This window comes from Pseudomonas sp. Irchel 3E19 (assembly GCF_900187585.1).
GTDB lineage: Bacteria > Pseudomonadota > Gammaproteobacteria > Pseudomonadales > Pseudomonadaceae > Aquipseudomonas > Aquipseudomonas baetica.
The window spans coordinates 12626-29237 of the sequence record NZ_FYDT01000063.1; the positions used below are offsets into that span (position 1 = coordinate 12626).

Below are 16612 nucleotides of genomic sequence, written 5' to 3' on the forward strand. Positions count from 1 at the left end.
TCGTCCTTGCCGCTATAGCGGCTGATTTTGAAGGGGGATGGAAAGAGGTATTAGCGCGCAGAGCTTCGGGCGAAGCTCTGCTGCTTTAACAAGATGGGGTTACTTCTTGCTACTTAATGCCGAAGCGATTTTTTTCGAGATCGGATGGTCTTCGAAGAAGTGCGGCTGGATTTCTTTCAGGGTTTTTTCGAGCCCCCCTATATGCCGTTCTGCTGCCTTCAATTGATCGATCAGAGATTCAATTTCGTACCGCCGCTGCCTGGCCAACCGCCCCTTGATGACAGCGTTATAGCTCTCTTGGACGTAGTCAGGCACTAGCGGCATCAGCATTTGAGATATTTCGACGGCTCTTATTTCAGGAACAAGCTCTTGGGAATTTGATTGCATCCTGCTATCTCCGATTTTTACTGGTCGTGTTTATTGTTTTGGCGCGGCTTACGTACATTCCATGGCTGTCTTCGCCCAAAAGCGACCAGCGCGGTTATATTAGTTCATCATCAGTTATGTTTTTATGAACCTGGCGGCCGCCCGTCGGGAACGACGCAGGTAAAAGATCATGGGCATTCACAACCATCATGCCGATCTCGCGAGCGATGTGCACTTCGAGTCGTGCGCCTTTTGAATTCTCCCAGCGGGCAGCACCGCGACCTGACCGCACAGGTCGAGTCGCGTCAGGTCATAGGCTATGTAGTCCACCCAGTCGGCACCGTTGACGACTCTGTGTTCCGCCGGATTCTCTACCGTGTAGCCATGGGCGCGCAGGTCGGCGGCCCTCTTGTTGAAGGCGGAGAGGTTGAAGTCTTCGAAACCGGTCATTGGCCCGGCCAGATACAAGCGGTTAGCGCTGGATGCCGCCAGCGTGACGCCCGACAGATCGTGCCAGGTGGGAGAGGGTGACAATCTCGCGATTTGCGCGAACCTTGACGGTCCGCGCGTCGCGGGACCCGGCGATAGTTACTGGGGTGATTGAGTCGATAGGAGCGCTGTCGAACATCGGCCGGAGCTGCTTGATCTCCGCCAAATTGTCCTTCTGCGTCCGCGCCGCTTTCTTCGACACGATGTCGCGGATATATCGGTCGAAGATGCCCTTCATTGTGCGCAAATCGAGCGGCTTTTCCTTAGCCTCCAGCTCTGCCCATTTCGCTCTTGCCTGTTCCAGGTCTGTGCACCCTCCTCAACGGATCCACGCTTGAGAACCTGGAACACATCCGTTTGGACGTCTTGGTTGTCTAAAAGCACATGCCGCTTTTTTAGTCTGGCCAGAAACGCCTCAACGCCGGCTCCTTCAACGAAATAGGCCGGATGCAGCAGGCGCGTGGAGCCGAGCCGTACGGATAACGAGTTCGGCAAGGCAGACTTCACCAATACCCAGCTCTCGGCGGCCGCCGGCAGTCCTGTGGTTCCCGCATGAAGCCTACGTGGTGAGGTAGGGCGTCACAATGTCTTCAAGCATGCCCACCAGTTCAGGATCCATGTAGCGGTAATCATCGGGAATATCGAGAGAGTGGAGCGGTTTGTGTTCAAGAAGGCGGGCGTATTCAGCCTGAAGACGATTAAGGTGTTTGCGTTCCATGACAAAGATCACATCAGCCCAGCGAATATCCGCTGGGCTGATAGGTTTACGTGCATTTGGACTGGTGCCTGCCGAGCGGGCATTAAAGCCAGGACGACGGCGCCAGATCGCTTCCGCAGTAGGACTGCGCCATTGGTTACGGCTGCAGACGAACAGGAGATTAATCACTCTTGATCCAGTAGTTGGCGTGTAGTGCGGACGGGATAGCTCATCCCGAGTTGGTGTGCTCTGTACAGTTTGGCTGCACGGGTGTACATCAGCTTCCAATTCTTTTCTGGCTTGAACTCCAGCGGACGAACCGCATTGTCGCCTCTGCATTTACGGGCCTGCACACGTCTCCAGGCGCGGGTTCTTTTCATCGTCATATCCTCGTGAGTACCGGGTTCAGCAGCCGCAGTAATACGAGTTGCATATATAGTAAACGTGAATCGGTGCGCGGGCCAGGCAGGTTGAGCGCTTGATACTGGCAGCAGCTAATGACTGTAGGCAGTCTCAGCGCCAAACGTCCGATAATGGCCGAAAGCTGCCAATTGTGAACGGCAGCTTACCGCCAGCATCGCCAGTTGCCGCCAACACCTTGGCCGCCCGAGAGCGTCTGCCGCTGTGCGATGATCCCCGCTTATCCCTACCATTAGTCGGATATTTCTGAGGGTTTTGGTGCAACGGCTAGCCTGCAGCCTAGCGTCAGGGATAACGCTGAATATTCGGTCCATGAAGGATCAATACGCCTCATCGTCCCGACGCTCTATCTGCTGAGGAGACGATAATGAAAAAAAACCTGAAACGGTTGGCGTGCCTTGGTGCTGGTTTCACCAGCGCGCTCGCCTTGGCCGATGCGGCCAGCCCGCCGGTGCTGTCACCTGCGATTCCCTTCGACGTCACCCCTAACGCCCCCTTCACCCTGGACAACCTGCAACACGATTTCGACGTGCTTTCGTGGCAGACCTTCGTCGCCCTGAACTGGCCCGCAAACGCCGACGGTAGCGCCAACACCGCGGCGAAGATCGGCGCACCGGGGCAGACGGTTTGGGAGTCGTGGAAGGAGAGTTACGAGATTTTCCTGCCCCAAGGCCAGAAGCCGGTCGCCTGGAACCAGAAGGCGCCGCTACCCGCCGCCTGCCAAGGCAAAGGCGACCTGCCCGTACTGCAACAGATGGGCAAGGTCGCCGGTGTGCTCGACGAATTCATCCAGCCGTTCAAGACCGGCCCACTGGTCGACCAGAACGGCACCTACACGCGCAACGCGATCATGGTCAACCAGCCGATGTTCGATGACATCGTCAACAAAGGTCTCTACAGCAAGGAAGGCCAGCAAGCGTTCCTGAGCAAGGCCGACAACCGCATCGCCTTCGCCTGCGGCTCGCAGGAAGCCCAGCAGGTCGGCGCGATCATGGTCAAGTCGGCCTGGAAGGTACTCGGCGGTAACGATAACCCGCAGGACTTCCACGCCGTCGACGCCTTGGTCTACACCCCCGGCAACGCCGACCCGAACAAGGGTGCGCTGATCCCCGAGTCGTGCAGCGCGCAGAAGGTCGGGCTGGTCGGCCTGCACATCGTGCACAAGACCAAGGACGCGCCGCAGTGGGTATGGTCGAGCTTCGAGCACGTGCGTAACGTGCCGGAAAAGACTACTTCGATGAACGAGCGCAAGGGCCCCTACCTGTTCTACGACGCCCAGGCCAGCGACCGCCCGGTGAACGAGCCGCCAGCGCAGCCGTGGGACCCGTCGAAGAAAGCCACGCCTTCGCAGATCGTGCGGGAAATCCCGCTCACCACCGCGACCCACCAGCTCAACGCGCAGTGGCAAGGCGCGCTCAAGGGCACGGTCTGGGCCAACTATCAACTGATCAGCACTCAGTGGCCGACCGACGCGGCCAAGGATTGCCAAGTCCCGTCGCCAACCAACCCGCTGGGCACGCCTGCGCCGAACTTTCTGGCCAACGCCACCCTGGAAACCTACAACCAGGGCACTACGCCGCAGGCTTCGTCCAGCTGCATGGAGTGCCACAACAACGCGACCACCCGGGTGACCCAGTCCCCGCGCACCAGTTTCGCCGATTTTACCTTCCTGCTTGAACGTGCCCAATCCACCGGCGCCAAGGAGTGATGCCATGAGCGACCCGAACCTGCAGAACTTTATCAACCTGTCCGCCGCGCTGACTGGCCTGTCAGCCAAACTGCTCGCGCCGTCCGTCGACCCGATCAAACTGCCGCCGCTGTTCTTCGCCACTGCCCAACAAGGCATGGGCACCGCAGCGTTCAGCAACCTGCTGGAGCTGTACGCCAGCATCAAGAACCAACCGCCTGCACAAATCGCCAGCGCCGTGCTCGGCAACTCGGACCCGCAGATCGCCCAGGGCGCCCGCTCGATCATGAAGCTGTGGCTGCTCGGCAGTTGGTACCAGCCTTATGACCAAGGCAACGCCCACAAAGGTGACACCCGTGTGGTCTCCGACCAGGCCTACAAGGAAAGCTGGGCGTGGAAGATCGCCCAGTCCCACCCCATGGGCTACAGCCAGTACCACTTCGGCTACTGGTCCGAGCAGCCACCGACCCTCAAGCAATTCACCGGTGTCGACGCCAAGGAAGGGCAGCAGCCATGAGCACTCTACAAACCCAGAACATCGAAACCGCCGATGTGATCGTCGTGGGCGCCGGCATGGCCGGCAGCGTCATGGCCTATCAATTGGGCCTGGCCGGCTTGAAAGTGCTGGTGCTCGAGTCGGGCCCGGCGATTCCGCCGAACCGCAGCGAGTACCTGGAGCGCTTCTACACCGCCGTGCTCAAGTCGCCCGAGTCGCCGTACCCTCCGGAGCAGACCGAGCAGACTCCGGCCACGCAGTTCGCCCCGCGAGCGACTATCCAGGACTTGATCACCGCCAGCAGCGACGACCCGAACAAGGTGCAGAAGAGCTACCTGGTACAGAAGGGGCCGCAACTGTTCGCCAGCACCTACGAGCGGGTAGGCGGCGGCACCATGTGGCACTGGATGGGCACGGCCCTGCGCCTGTTGCCCAACGACTTTCGCATGCGCACTGCGTACAAAGTCGGGGTCGATTGGCCGATCAGCTACGACGACCTGCAGACCGCCTACTGCCGTGCCGAGGAGGAGATGGGCGTGTCCGCCGATGTCGCCTCACAGACCTACCTGGGCGTGACCTTCCCGCAGGACTATCAATACAGCATGCACGGCATCCCGCCGTCGTTGGTCGATCAGGGCGTGGGCAAAGCCGTCGATGGCACCCAGTACCAGGGCATCACCCTAAAAGTGCGGCAAACTCCAGCCGGGCGTAACTCGCAGAACGACAACGGCCGCCGGGTGTGCGCCGGCAACACCAGTTGCACACCGATCTGCCCGATCCAGGCCAAGTACGACGCCACCGTGACCATGGCCAAGGCGCTGGATACCGGCAACGTGCGTATCCTCTACCAGACTGTGGCCAGCAAGGTGCAGGTCGATACCAGCGGCGTCACCGGCATCGAGTACATCCAGTACCAGAAGGACGGTACGCGCCAGAACGGCGTGGCTCAGGGTAAACGCTACGTGATCGCCGCCCACGCGATCGAAACGCCGAAACTGCTGCTCAACTCGGTCGGCCCGCACAGCCACAACGGCGTGGCCAACAGCAGCGGTCAGGTCGGCCAGGCGTTGGCCGACCACCCGGTGTACCTGGCCTGGGGCCTGATGCCCGAAGGCAAGCCGCTGTTCCCGTTCCGCGGGCCGTTGTCCACCTCGGGGATCGAGGACATGCGCGATGGCCCGTTCCGCAGTCAGCGTGCCGCCTGGCGTATCGAGATCGGCAACGAGGGCTGGAACTGGTCGGCGAATGATCCGTACAACACGGTCTGCGATTTCATCGACGGCACCAACAACGGCGGCGCTAACCCCAAAAAGCTGGCGTTGTCCGGCCAGGCGCTGGTGCAGCAGCTCAACAGCGTGCTGACCCGCCAATTCCGTCTGGGTTTTTTGATCGAGCAGGTGGAGAAAGACCCCGACAAAGCGCTGTGCCGGGTGGAGAGGGCCGAGGGGTTCACCGACGGCTTGGGCCTGACCAGGCCACAGATCGCCTACGAATTGTCCGACTACACCAAGGAGGGCTTCAAGCAGGCGCGTCTGGCCGCCACGCATATCATTACCGAACTGATGGGCGCCACCGAGCTGACCAACCTGAACCCGGAGCTCAAGCCCGGCTCGCAGACGGTGTTCGAATACGACGGTCAGAACTACGCGTTCTTCGGCGCTGGCCACCTGATGGGCACCTATCGCATGGGCTCGGACCGCAAGAAGTCGGTGGTGGACAAGGACCAGCGCAGCTGGGACCACCCCAACCTGTTCCTGGTCGGCGATGGAGTGTTCCCCACCACCGGCACCGCCAACCCGACCTTGACCATCACCGCGCTGACCTTCCAGGCCGCCGATGTGGTCGCCAGCGATCTGCTCAAGCGCACCGTGCAGGTGCAGGCCAACCAGGCCTGGCAGGGCACCGGCGTGCAGGTCAACGGGCAGAGCTGGCAACTGGCGGTGTGCACCGGTGGGCAGTGGACGGCCAACCCGGACACCGGAATGGTCAGCGCGGCGGGCAACCCAAGGTTCATCGCCAAGCCCGGCTATACCTTGCCCGGTCAACCGGAAGGAGCGTTGATCGGGCGTATCGGCAACAGCGGTGTGCCGTTCCTGGTCGGCAACCAGGCGCAACTGCCGCGTGGCCAGCAGGGGGAGTTGCAACTGTGCATCAATGACGACCTGGACGGGCACTTCGGGGCCGGCCTGAGCGATAATCTCGGCAGCCTGTCGGTTGAGGTACGTTTCGGCACGGTGTAGGCGCTGTCATGGCAACCCCCACAGTGCTGCGGCAATGCCGCAGTATTGTGGGGTTGCTCTCTCAGCCCAATGTTTAGGCAATGACCGCTTTTGGCTGGACACTGCCTGTTGAAGGTTGCCCCATACCTTTGAGTGTCGAGGCCGAACCCGTGATGTCAGAAGGGAACACGGCACCAGATGTTGGTGGAAGGGGCCAAGCAACCTGACTGGGAGGCGATCGAGCGAGCCTACCGGGTCGGGATTTGCCCTGTAGAGCTCTTTGCAAGCTCCACTGCAGCGGTGATGGCTGCTCTGGCCTGAGGGCTGTTCCTCCAGCAAGTCGAGCCTGTTGCTGCGGATGCGTGAGCCAGGATGTCACCAACATCTGATTTTCGAAGTTCGGCGAGCGATTCGATACCCATTTGCTCAAGCCGAGTAATGACGGTTGGTCCTACACCTTTGAGCGTGAGCAAAGCGGTTCTTTCATCCGGCGAAAACGGCATCATAAATTCCTTTTTAGCAATGAGTCTGCGCAAGTGTGCCCGACGCTAGAAGGTGCCTCAATAGACCAGCATCATCGTATTGCGTGTCAGTGTTGCAGAATCTTCAAGGAGGGCGCGTGAACAGACCCGTGCCACCAGCATCGCTGCTTGAGCTGGCTCAACTTTCCGACTTTGGCAGTCGCCTGTCCCCGGCACCAGCGGTGTGGGAATGGCTCCAAGCCGAGATCCTCACCGGCACCGGCAGCAAAAACGTTTGCGGTGCTTGGCAATGTTGAGGCCAGTAGATTACTGGCTATGGAGCTGTAATTTACTGAGCTTACGACACCGGAGCCTACGGAACATCGCCGATGTTGGCCTGAAGGGTGAAGGAAAAAGACATCGAGCCGTATGTGCCGGTGTGGGACAGAATTGAGCGCAAGAAAGACAGCTTTCGAGTAACGATTTCCACTGGAATGTAGAGGCCGAGGAGTACCGCTGCCCAGCCGAAACGTATTACGCAGCGGTTGGTGCTTCTTCTAGGGCCAGCGCTTGCGCGTCACAAAAGCCAACACCATCATCTTGCGATCCAGACAGATCGACTGCGCGATATTTCCGATGAAAGCCAAATGCTGCCCGAGCATTTCGACCATCCCAAGGTCAGGAAAGCCCTGAAGGCTGTGCCGAAGGATCCACGTGAGCCATGGCATGGCAAGTGTGCAGAATCGAGTGCTTGAGCCGATCCTATGACGCAGGAATGGATCCCGCGGGCGGTACAAGCGAAACCGTCAATATTAGTACCTCGGGCAAGGGGCATGGAACCGCTAAAAAGGCGTGTCGCTCCTGTAGCTTCGTACTCCCAACACTTGGAGTCCACCATGATTAGTCATGAGCAAATCGTGCATTTTTCAGAGCAGTTGAGTAAAGGTAAGGCTGAAGCCGAAGCGGCTCGCAACATAATGAAGTTTATGTGCGCGGGCGTAGGTATGGTTCTTCAGGACGAAGAGGTGCCCCCCATTGTCAAAAGTGCGTTTGCAGCTGCGCACAAATACTGGTTTGAAGGGGAAAAAAATGAAAAGGAGTTGAATGCTGCCAGAGTTAAATGCTGGGACTTTCTGGAAGCGAAAGGGCGCGATGTCGACATTGAAGATAACGAGGACGCTGCTGTAAGAGCTTTATTTTGCGTCATGTATCCTGACAGAGTTTCCGATGAAGATTTCGTGCAAGAGTCTTTTCAGTGGTTTTTTGAGAGGGTCAACAAGATTGGCGATTTCAGTAAGGCGTTTGAACAGCTAGCTACTAAAGTTGCCCTCGAGGGAGGGGCCTGACCATAAAGGGTCTAAGCGCTGGCTGACACAACCGAGGTAGCTCAGTAACAGTGATGGCTATTTACTGGTCTCAAGTCGACATTATGAATCGCACTGGTTTCGCAGGCATAACTGGCTCGTTATTTTTGTCGGTTCTCTACCGGTCACAATGGGGCGGGAATCGGCCAAGAGCGGTTAATCGCCAGTGTCTGCTTTGGCCGATAGCGGTCGTTCGTGAATGACAGCACACCGCCGAAATCTTTGCGTCACAACAGTACGGAAATGGCTCATAACGCTCATCGTCAAAAACAAAAAAAGAGGGCAGGGCTTATGGCTTTCTTCAGCGTCGTGCAGACAGCTGTTGCGGCGCCAAAAATGCATCGTGGAAATAATTGCGAAATGCGTGCATCGCCGGGCTGAACTCCCGTTCACGGTGCCACGCCAGGCCGACGCTCATTGGAGTGACCTTGTCGGTGATTGTCAGGGTTTCGATGCGTTTGCCTTCGAGCGACCAGGGACGGTGTACCAGGTCCGAAAGGATTGCCACGCCGCTGCCATTGGCGACCATGCTGCGCACGGCTTCGACAGAGCTGGTGCGAACCCGCACGTTCGGCTGCTGGCGAGCGTTTTCCCAGTAGCGCATGGCGCTTTGTTCGGCCTCGTCGACGGTCAGCAGAATGAAGGGTTCTTTTGCCACATCGGCAAGGCTGACTGCCGAACGCTCGCACAGCGGATGGTGACTGGGCAGCCATAACCGGCGTTCGGAGTTGAAGAGTGTCTCCGAGACAATATCCGGGTGGGTGAGGTTGGCGGTGAGCACGACGGCCATGTCGAACCGGCCTTCGAGCAGCCCTTGTTCGATGGCTTGTCGCTCCTGTTCGTGAACCTCGATAGTCACGTCGGGATGCCAGTGTTCCAGGCGCTGCAAATGGTGCGGCAGGAAGTAGCCGAACACCGTGTAGCTCGCCGCCAGGCGCAACACCCCGCTGGCGCGGATGTCCGGCAACGGGCTGTTCAACGCGTCATCGACACTGCGCAAAATCACATAGGCCCGGTTCAGAAAGTGCCGCCCGGCATCGGTCAGGCTCATGCCCTGTGCCGAGCGCTGGAACAGCAGCGTGCCGAGTATGCCTTCCAGTTCCTTGATCGCCGTGGTCACCGCCGACTGGGAAATATTCAAGTGAATCGCGGCCTGGGAGATCTGCCCGATCTCGGCCGTGGCAACGAAATAGCGCACCTGGCGCAAGGTCAGTGACATGAACACTCCGGTCGATGAAGACGCTGTTTTCTGAGGCTATCTGTTTTTCAGAAGATGGCCTATCTGTTAATAGATCTTCCCAAGGGGCTGGTGGAAATTTAACTTGGCCTGCATGAAGTCACAAGCGTCAGGAGCAAGCGTCATGCAAGCAGTAGATTTCAACTCGGACATGGGTGAAGGCTTCGGCCCATGGACCATTGGCGATGGCGTCGACAACGAACTGATGGGCTTCATCAGTTCAGCCAACATCGCCACCGGTTTTCATGCCGGCGACCCCGGCACCATGCGCCGCACCGTCGAACAGGCCAAGCGTCTGGGCGTAGCCGTCGGCGCGCATCCGGGGTTTCGTGATCTGGTCGGTTTCGGCCGTCGGCACATCAACGCGCCGGCCCAGGAACTGGTCGACGACATGCTCTACCAATTGGGCGCGCTGCGTGAACTGGCTCGGGTTCAGGGTGTGGCACTGCAACACATCAAACCCCACGGTGCGCTCTATATGCACCTGGCCCGTGACGAGGAGGCCGCCCGTTTGCTGGTGGAAAACCTGCAACGCCTGGAGCCTGAGTTGCTGCTGTATTGCATGCCCGATTCGGTGATCTGGCGAGTCGCTACAGAACTCGGGCAACCGGTGATCCGCGAGTTCTACGCCGACCGCGAATACGACCTCAGCGGCTCCATCGTCTTCACCCGCAACGTGCGCGCCTATGACCCAGAGCAGGTCGCTGCGCGGGTATTGCGCGCCTGTCAGCAAGGCGTGGTGCGCACGGTCGAGGGTGAAGACCTGGCGATCGAGTTCGATTCGATCTGTTTGCACAGCGACACCCCGGGTGCACTGGCGCTGGTCGAGGCCACACGCAAAGCGCTCGATAACGCCGGGATCAAGGTGCGCGCACCGCGCTGAATTCTTGCGAAAACACCTGGCACACAGACGCCAGGGTTTGCCCAACGCTGCATTTTTGCCTGCCTTTCTACAACTATTCCAAAAGGAACAGACATGGCCGAACACACTGTAATCACTCCGTTGCCGGGGACCTTCTACCGCAAAGCCACACCGGATTCGGCGAACTACGTCGAGGTGGGTGCGCAGGTCAGCGCCGACACGGTGATTGGCCTGATCGAGGTCATGAAGCAGTTCTCCGAACTGACCGCCGGGACGGCCGGTCGCCTCAGCGCATTCCTGGTAGAAGACGGTGATCCGGTGGAGCCGGGTCAAGTCATCGCAACACTCGACGACGAGTGAGGGCGCGATCATGACTCAAGGTATTCATAAATTACTGATCGCCAACCGTGGCGAGATCGCGGTGCGGATTATTCGCGCCGCCAGGACGCTGGGAATTCCCACTGTTGCCGCGTGCAGCGAGGCGGACGTCGATTCCCTGGCAGCGCGCATGGCCGATGAGGTGCATGTCCTGGGCCCGGCCCGGGCCGATAAAAGTTACCTGAATGTCGAAGCGTTGCTTGGCGCCTTGAAGGCCACGGGTGCCAATGCGGTTCACCCCGGTTACGGCTTTCTCTCGGAGAACGCCGACTTTGCCGAAGCAGTGGTGGCGGCCGGGGCGATTTTTGTCGGGCCGAGCGCAGAGACGATTCGCCGTATGGGCGATAAAGCCGAAGCCCGACGCACCGCGCAAGCGGCGGGGGTGCCGGTGGTGCCGGGTTCACCGGGTGAACTGTTCGACGTCGAATTGGCACTCAAGGCTGCCGAAACCGTCGGCTTCCCGCTGCTGATCAAAGCCTCGGCCGGTGGCGGCGGGCGTGGTATTCGTCTGGCGGAAAATGTCGAGCAACTGCGCGAAGAGTTTCCCCGTTCCCAGCGCGAAGCCCAGGCCGCGTTTGGCAATGGCGCGGTGTATCTGGAACGGTTTATCGGCCGGGCTCGGCACATTGAGGTGCAGGTGCTGGGCGACGGTCAGCACGCGGTGCATCTGTTTGAACGCGAGTGCTCACTGCAGCGTCGCCGGCAGAAAATCTTCGAAGAAGCGCCGTCGCCGGTTCTCAGTCAGCAGCAACGCGAAACCCTTTGTGCCAGCGCCGTACGCCTGACCGAAGCTCTCGGCTACAAAGGCGCCGGCACTCTGGAATATCTGTATGACGATGTAACCGGCGAGTTTTTCTTTATCGAGATGAATACGCGGATCCAGGTGGAGCATCCGGTCAGCGAACTGATCACTGGCATCGATCTGGTTCAGGCTATGTTGCGCATTGCCGGTGGCGAGCCGCTGGGCTTCAAGCAAAGTGACATTCAACTCAACGGCGCTGCGCTGCAAATGCGCCTGAACGCCGAAGACCCGGAACGGGATTTTTTCCCCAGCCCCGGGCTGGTTGACGAACTGATCTGGCCGCAGGGCGAGGGCATTCGCGTCGACACTCACCTGTATCAAGGTTACCGCGTACCACCTTACTATGACTCGTTGCTGGCCAAGCTGATCGTGCACGGTGCTGATCGCGCCGAAGCCTTACGCCGGGCGAGTGCGGCGGTAGAGCAAACCACATTGTCTGGCATGGCCAACACCCTGGCACTGCACGGCGAATTGCTGGAACAACCGTGGCTGCACAGCGCGGACTTCCACACCGGCACCCTGGAAACCTGGCTGGCTGCGCGCCGCAGTGGAGGTGAAGCATGAGCACGCCGATCCGTTACAGCTTCGGCGCCGACGAGCATCTGTTTGCCGAAGTCAGCGAGAGCATGTCCCTCGATGCGTTCTTCAAGGGCCTGGCCGTCACCCGCGCAGTGGAACGGCTGGCCCTGGATGGCGTGCTGGATGTGTGTCTGGCCAATGCTTCGTTTCAGATCCGTTTTGATCCGGATCGTATTGCCCCGCACACCTTGCTTGAGGCGGTGAAGGGCGCTGAAGCCGAGGCGGTTGCCGAGCGCACTCTTCATACGCGGATCATCGAGATTCCGGTGCTGTACAACGACCCGTGGACCCACGAAACCCTGATGCGTTTTCGCGACCGCCATCAGGACCCCAGCGCCACCGACCTGGAATACGCCGCGCGCATTAATGGTCTGGCGGACGTCGATGCGTTCATCGCCGCTCACAGTGGGGCACCGTGGTTTGTCTCGATGGTCGGTTTCGTCGCGGGGCTGCCATTCATGTTTCAAATGGTTGAACGTGAGCGCCAGTTGCAGGTGCCGAAGTACCTGCGACCACGCACCGATACGCCGAAATTGACCCTTGGTCATGGCGGTTGCTTCGGCTGCATTTATTCGGTACGCGGTGCCGGCGGCTATCAGATGTTTGGCGTCACCCCGGCACCGATCTACGACCCGCAACAGAACCTCGCCTACCTCAAGGAACACATGGTGTTTTTCCGTCCGGGCGACATCGTGCAGTTCAAGCCGATCGATCGTGAGGCCTACGACCATGCTGTGGCCGAAGTGGACGCCGGACGCTTTGATCTGCGAATTCGCCCGGTGGAGTTTTCGCTGGATGCGTTTGTCGCCGATCCGATCGGTTATCCCAAGTCGCTGCAGGAGGTGCTGGCATGATCAAGGTACTCAAACCCGGCCTGGCGACCTCGGTACAGGATCTGGGCCGCGAAGGGTATTACCACTTGGGTATTCCGCCTTCGGGCGCGCTCGATCAATACGCCCTGAGTGCGGCCAATCAACTGGTCGGCAACCCGGCGGGTTCTGCCGCGCTGGAATGCACATTGCTGGGCCCGGAGCTTGAATTTCAGCAGGACGCCTTGGTGGCGGTCTGCGGTGCACACATGACGCCGCGGGTCGAGGGTGTGGAAATGCACCACGACACCGCCTTTGAGGTGAAGGCCGGCCAGGTGCTGCGTTTCGATTTTCCCAAGGCCGGCGCTCGGGCTTATCTGGCGGTGGCGGGGGGCATTGATGTGCCGGTGGTGCTCGGCAGTCGCTCGACCTACGCGCTCGGTGCGCTCGGCGGTTTTCAGGGGCGCCGACTGGTCGCAGGCGACGAATTACCGGTAGGCGCCGCCAGCGGCAAGGGCCGCGCCGGTGCCAGTCTGCCCATGGCGTTGCGCCAGTCGCTGGGCGGCGAAATCACCCTGCGGGTAGTGCCGGGCCTTTACTACGAACGCTTGAGCGAGTCTGCGGCACAGAGCTTTTTCGCCGAGCCATGGACGGTCGGCTCGGAAGCAGACCGTATCGGCTATCGCTTCAAGGGCGGCAGTGCGCTGAGCTTTCAGCCACGCGAGCAGCCGTTCGGTGCCGGGTCCGATCCGTCGAACATCGTCGACAGTTGCTACCCGATCGGTTCGATCCAGGTGCCGGCGGGGCTTGAGCCGATTGTTCTGCACCGCGACGCGGTGTCCGGTGGCGGCTACGCGATGATCGGCACGGTGATCAGCGCCGACCTCGATCTGATCGGCCAGATGCAACCCAACCAGAAGGCCCGCTTTGTCGCGGTGACCCTCGAAGAGGCGTTGCAAGCGCGACGTTCCTATAAGAAAAAACTCAGCTGCCTGAGCAAGCTGTTCCCTTCCTGATTCTGCCCGCCGCATCGCGCGGGCCATGCCAAACGGTAAGCCAGCGCCGCACTTCGGTGCGGTGACGGCTGCCCGCGCTTCAACCTTTGACTGGTTCTGGAGTTCATGCATATGGCCGCTTTATCGCAATCGAGTCAAACCGGGCAAGATCCGGCCCATCATCCCGTACCGAGCCAGGCGCGCATGGGGCGACTGTCGCTGACCATGGCCTGGTGGGCGGTGTGCAGTGCAATGTTCTACATCGTGGTCGGGGCGTCACTGGCGCTGTCGTTCGGTGCGCGCAATGCGCTGATCGGCATGGTGCTGTCGGTGATCAGCTACGGTCTGGTCAACAGTGTGCTCAGCCGTTTCGCGATTCGCAGCGGCTTGTCGGTGGCGTTGTTTTCACGGCTGTTGTTCGGCAGCACCGGCGCGTGTCTGGCGACGCTGATCTTCTTTTCCACGGCGATCTACTACGCGGTATTCGAAGGCTCGGTGATCGCCGTGGCGCTCAATCACCTGTATCCGCAACTGATCTATCCGCTGGCGGCACTGGCGGTGGTGCTCTACAGCGTGCCGATGATCCTCGGCAGCGTGCAACACTGGCTCGACAAGCTCAACGGCGTGTTGCTGCCGATTTACCTCGGCGGTCTGCTGGTGGCGGTTGGGCTGTCGATCAGTCGTTATGGCTACCAGCCGCAATGGCTGGATTTCGGCCCGGCAACCCCCGACGCATTTGGCTGGTGGCATTGCTTCGTCGCCTACATGGGCGTCTGGGTATTGATGTTGTTCACCTTCGACTACGCACGTTTCGGCAAATCTGAAGACGCCGAGTACCACGGTCGTTGGAACTTCGGCATGCCGTTCTACGCAGTGACGTTCCTGCTCAACGGCGCGGCGGGTATCTATCTGGTCAGCAGCATTCCCCACGACGGCGCGCTGAACGAAGTGTCGGTGGTGATGGCGATCCTGCAGCTGATGGGGTTGTGGGGATTGTTGTTCGTCTGGGCGACGCAAACCCGAATCAACACGGCCAACTACTATCTGGCGACGTTAAACATGCAAGCGTTCTTCGGCCGTTTTGGCGTACGCGGTTCGTACTTGATGTGGGCAGTGGTGGTCGGGTTGATCGTCTACGGCCTGATGTTGGCGGACGTGTTTGCCTACTTGCTCAAGGCTTTGGCTTATCAAGGGATTTTCGTTGTGGCTTGGGTCGGTGTGGCGTTGGCGCAGATTCTCTACGGGCGCAACGATATTGCAGCGCTTGAGGAGGTGAGGGCGTTCAATCCGGCAGGTTTGACGGCATGGTTTGGCGCTACAGCGCTGGGACTGGCATTGATGTTTGCCGGAGATGGACTGAGCAGTTTTTCTGCACCGGCGACGGTGGTCGTGGCGTTTGCCCTGCAAGCAGGCTTATCCCATCGAAGCCGGTTGCAGTTAAGGCTGGCGGAGTAGCATCTTGCAGTTACCTATCCCTTTCAAATCTGGTGCTTGAAAAATTGACGGGAAGAGGGCGGTCTGGAATGCAGGGTTGCGCAAATGCCCGAAAAGATGCGGAAACGATCCAGAAAGTGCGGGGTGAAAATCTCAAACCCCAGAAACGACAAAGCCCTGAATAATCAGGGCTTTGTCGTACATAAGATGGCGGAGGCGATGGGATTCGAACTCATGGACCTGTTACAGTCGACGGTTTTCAAGTCCGAAGATTAATCCTTATATTTCAATGCCTTAAGTTGTATTCGTTTCCGCTAGGCAGTATTCATTAATGCTCTGGAGGCCTTTGAAATCAAGGGGGTGACGACTTCGGACTTGCGTTGAGCGAAGTCTAACGATATACGCGCTGACTTAATTTCGATCGACATTGTGCTGAGAGTCTCCACTGGGCGCACATTCATGATTCGAAGGTGCTTTGTTCGGTGCTGGAAGCGGAGGGGGCCATGTGGATTAGTTGTACCGCGAGGTATGGCTATCGTCGGCTTTGGTGCATAAAAATAGTGGTAATACCCGATCTCGGAATGAGTTGTCGCACATCAACTGACCGTTAGCCAAGGTTCTCTTGGTTTCAATCCCCGCGTGCGATGCGGGGATTTACTGTCCATAAGCTAGGAGCTACTGATAAAGGCCCGCAGAAGAATCAAGGGCGTTTAACAATTCCTGAGGTGAAATAGCGTATTGACCGAGGTTCGCCATATCCAGCTCCCCCCAGTCTTGATCATCATCAATTTCCAATATCAGTAAATTGATTTTTTTGAGCTGGAAAAAATTGATGATGTCGCGAATCTCCTTCTCGCGTTGCACGTGATCATTTCCATAGAGCCCACCGGCATAGAAAAAACCCTTATCACCCATCGCAAGTTTCTTCTGAGAGCCAATAAGGGACATCTTGAAGCGCTGGTGCAAAAATTTCGCGACGTCCACATCAGTCGTCGGTGATGCCGCTGCAATGCTAACTTTGGTCATAGCTTAAAAGTCCTCAGAGATCAGAGGGTTAAGTGGTTTGCCCATGGTGTCTTTTTGGAAATTACCATCGTGCCACCTGTAGAGGTGTTCTTCTCGAGTCACGGGGTAAATGTTAAAGGGTTTGTCAGCCAATTGTGGGTTGAACGAGCCCCATGAAAGACAGGTGTAGTGGTCTAATGAAACCGGACACCCATTTAGGCGAGAATGCTCGCCAGATAGAGGTGTCTGATGACCAAACAACGTCGTTCTTTTTCCGCTGAATTCAAACGCGAGGCCGCAGGCCTCGTGCTC

18 protein-coding genes and 3 pseudogenes are annotated in these 16612 nt (G+C 58.8%); 12 read left to right on the forward strand and 9 right to left on the reverse strand.

The window, feature by feature from the left end; all coding sequences use genetic code 11:
- Positions 1-99 precede the first annotated feature (99 nt).
- The 5 genes and pseudogenes from CKW18_RS26400 to CKW18_RS31235 form a co-directional block, all read right to left on the reverse strand.
- Positions 100-387: a hypothetical protein gene (locus CKW18_RS26400; RefSeq protein WP_095191468.1), complete on the reverse strand. Its 288-nt coding sequence runs from the start codon at positions 385-387 to the stop codon at positions 100-102.
- A 94-nt stretch (positions 388-481) separates the two neighbouring features.
- Positions 482-816 (reverse strand): annotated as a pseudogene (locus CKW18_RS26405) (DUF4406 domain-containing protein).
- Positions 817-880: 64 nt separating this feature from the next.
- A pseudogene (locus CKW18_RS26410) lies at positions 881-1162 on the reverse strand (integrase); the annotation flags it as partial.
- A gap of 252 nt (positions 1163-1414) precedes the next feature.
- Positions 1415-1741, reverse strand: a complete 327-nt coding sequence (locus CKW18_RS26415; RefSeq protein WP_095191469.1) for a low molecular weight protein tyrosine phosphatase family protein — start codon at positions 1739-1741, stop codon at positions 1415-1417.
- Positions 1738-1932: a hypothetical protein gene (locus CKW18_RS31235; RefSeq protein WP_095191470.1), complete on the reverse strand. Its 195-nt coding sequence runs from the start codon at positions 1930-1932 to the stop codon at positions 1738-1740. Before CKW18_RS31235 ends, CKW18_RS26415 begins: the two co-directional genes overlap by 4 nt.
- Positions 1933-2339: 407 nt before the next feature.
- Between CKW18_RS31235 and CKW18_RS26425 the strand changes: the two genes are divergently transcribed.
- From CKW18_RS26425 to CKW18_RS26435, 3 genes are read left to right on the forward strand one after another with little or no spacing between them, the layout of a single operon-like run.
- Positions 2340-3680 (forward strand): cytochrome C, encoded by a 1341-nt coding sequence (locus CKW18_RS26425; protein WP_095191471.1) that lies wholly within the window; start codon positions 2340-2342, stop codon positions 3678-3680.
- A 4-nt stretch (positions 3681-3684) separates the two neighbouring features.
- Complete coding sequence (locus tag CKW18_RS26430; protein WP_095191472.1) at positions 3685-4176, forward strand: sorbitol dehydrogenase; 492 nt, start codon at positions 3685-3687, stop codon at positions 4174-4176.
- Positions 4173-6395: a GMC oxidoreductase gene (locus CKW18_RS26435; protein ID WP_095191473.1), complete on the forward strand. Its 2223-nt coding sequence runs from the start codon at positions 4173-4175 to the stop codon at positions 6393-6395. Before CKW18_RS26430 ends, CKW18_RS26435 begins: the two co-directional genes overlap by 4 nt.
- 227 nt (positions 6396-6622) lie before the next feature.
- Here CKW18_RS26435 and CKW18_RS31240 read toward each other — a convergent pair whose 3' ends face one another.
- Positions 6623-6877: a Pathogenicity locus gene (locus CKW18_RS31240; RefSeq protein WP_095191474.1), complete on the reverse strand. Its 255-nt coding sequence runs from the start codon at positions 6875-6877 to the stop codon at positions 6623-6625.
- A gap of 116 nt (positions 6878-6993) precedes the next feature.
- Between CKW18_RS31240 and CKW18_RS30710 the strand changes: the two genes are divergently transcribed.
- The 3 genes and pseudogenes from CKW18_RS30710 to CKW18_RS26455 all read left to right on the forward strand — a co-directional run bounded on the left by CKW18_RS30710 (position 6994) and on the right by CKW18_RS26455 (position 8181).
- Positions 6994-7152: a hypothetical protein gene (locus CKW18_RS30710; RefSeq protein WP_170947326.1), complete on the forward strand. Its 159-nt coding sequence runs from the start codon at positions 6994-6996 to the stop codon at positions 7150-7152.
- A gap of 54 nt (positions 7153-7206) precedes the next feature.
- A pseudogene (locus tag CKW18_RS31245) lies at positions 7207-7495 on the forward strand (IS5/IS1182 family transposase); the annotation flags it as partial.
- A gap of 236 nt (positions 7496-7731) precedes the next feature.
- Entirely contained in the window at positions 7732-8181 is a 450-nt protein-coding gene (locus tag CKW18_RS26455) for a hypothetical protein (RefSeq protein ID WP_095191475.1), read from the forward strand.
- Between the two features lie 319 nt (positions 8182-8500).
- Here the strand turns inward: CKW18_RS26455 and CKW18_RS26460 are convergent, their stop codons facing one another.
- Positions 8501-9418: a LysR family transcriptional regulator gene (locus CKW18_RS26460; RefSeq protein WP_095191476.1), complete on the reverse strand. Its 918-nt coding sequence runs from the start codon at positions 9416-9418 to the stop codon at positions 8501-8503.
- 142 nt (positions 9419-9560) lie between these two features.
- On the opposite strand from CKW18_RS26460, the gene CKW18_RS26465 reads away from it, so the two are divergent.
- The 6 genes from CKW18_RS26465 (at position 9561) to CKW18_RS26490 (ending at position 15316) form a co-directional block, all read left to right on the forward strand.
- Positions 9561-10319 (forward strand): 5-oxoprolinase subunit PxpA, encoded by a 759-nt coding sequence (locus CKW18_RS26465; protein ID WP_095191477.1) that lies wholly within the window; start codon positions 9561-9563, stop codon positions 10317-10319.
- Between the two features lie 93 nt (positions 10320-10412).
- A complete protein-coding gene (locus CKW18_RS26470) occupies positions 10413-10658 on the forward strand; it encodes an acetyl-CoA carboxylase (RefSeq protein WP_095191478.1) in 246 nt (81 codons plus the stop codon).
- A gap of 10 nt (positions 10659-10668) precedes the next feature.
- Positions 10669-12042 (forward strand): acetyl-CoA carboxylase biotin carboxylase subunit, encoded by a 1374-nt coding sequence (locus CKW18_RS26475; protein WP_095191479.1) that lies wholly within the window; start codon positions 10669-10671, stop codon positions 12040-12042.
- Entirely contained in the window at positions 12039-12911 is an 873-nt protein-coding gene (locus tag CKW18_RS26480; protein WP_095191480.1) for an allophanate hydrolase subunit 1, read from the forward strand. The genes CKW18_RS26475 and CKW18_RS26480 overlap by 4 nt, the downstream gene beginning before the upstream one ends.
- On the forward strand, positions 12908-13882 hold the full coding sequence (locus CKW18_RS26485; RefSeq protein WP_095191481.1) for a biotin-dependent carboxyltransferase family protein: 975 nt from the start codon (positions 12908-12910) through the stop codon (positions 13880-13882). The genes CKW18_RS26480 and CKW18_RS26485 overlap by 4 nt, the downstream gene beginning before the upstream one ends.
- 111 nt (positions 13883-13993) lie before the next feature.
- A complete protein-coding gene (locus tag CKW18_RS26490) occupies positions 13994-15316 on the forward strand; it encodes a cytosine permease (RefSeq protein WP_095191482.1) in 1323 nt (440 codons plus the stop codon).
- Positions 15317-15970: 654 nt separating this feature from the next.
- On the opposite strand, the gene CKW18_RS26495 is transcribed toward CKW18_RS26490, so the two are convergent.
- Together CKW18_RS26495 and CKW18_RS30830 are read right to left on the reverse strand one after the other, a co-directional pair.
- Positions 15971-16321: a hypothetical protein gene (locus tag CKW18_RS26495; RefSeq protein ID WP_095191483.1), complete on the reverse strand. Its 351-nt coding sequence runs from the start codon at positions 16319-16321 to the stop codon at positions 15971-15973.
- Positions 16322-16324: 3 nt separating this feature from the next.
- Positions 16325-16612: hypothetical protein (locus tag CKW18_RS30830; protein ID WP_141233162.1), on the reverse strand; the 288-nt coding region annotated here is incomplete at its 5' end.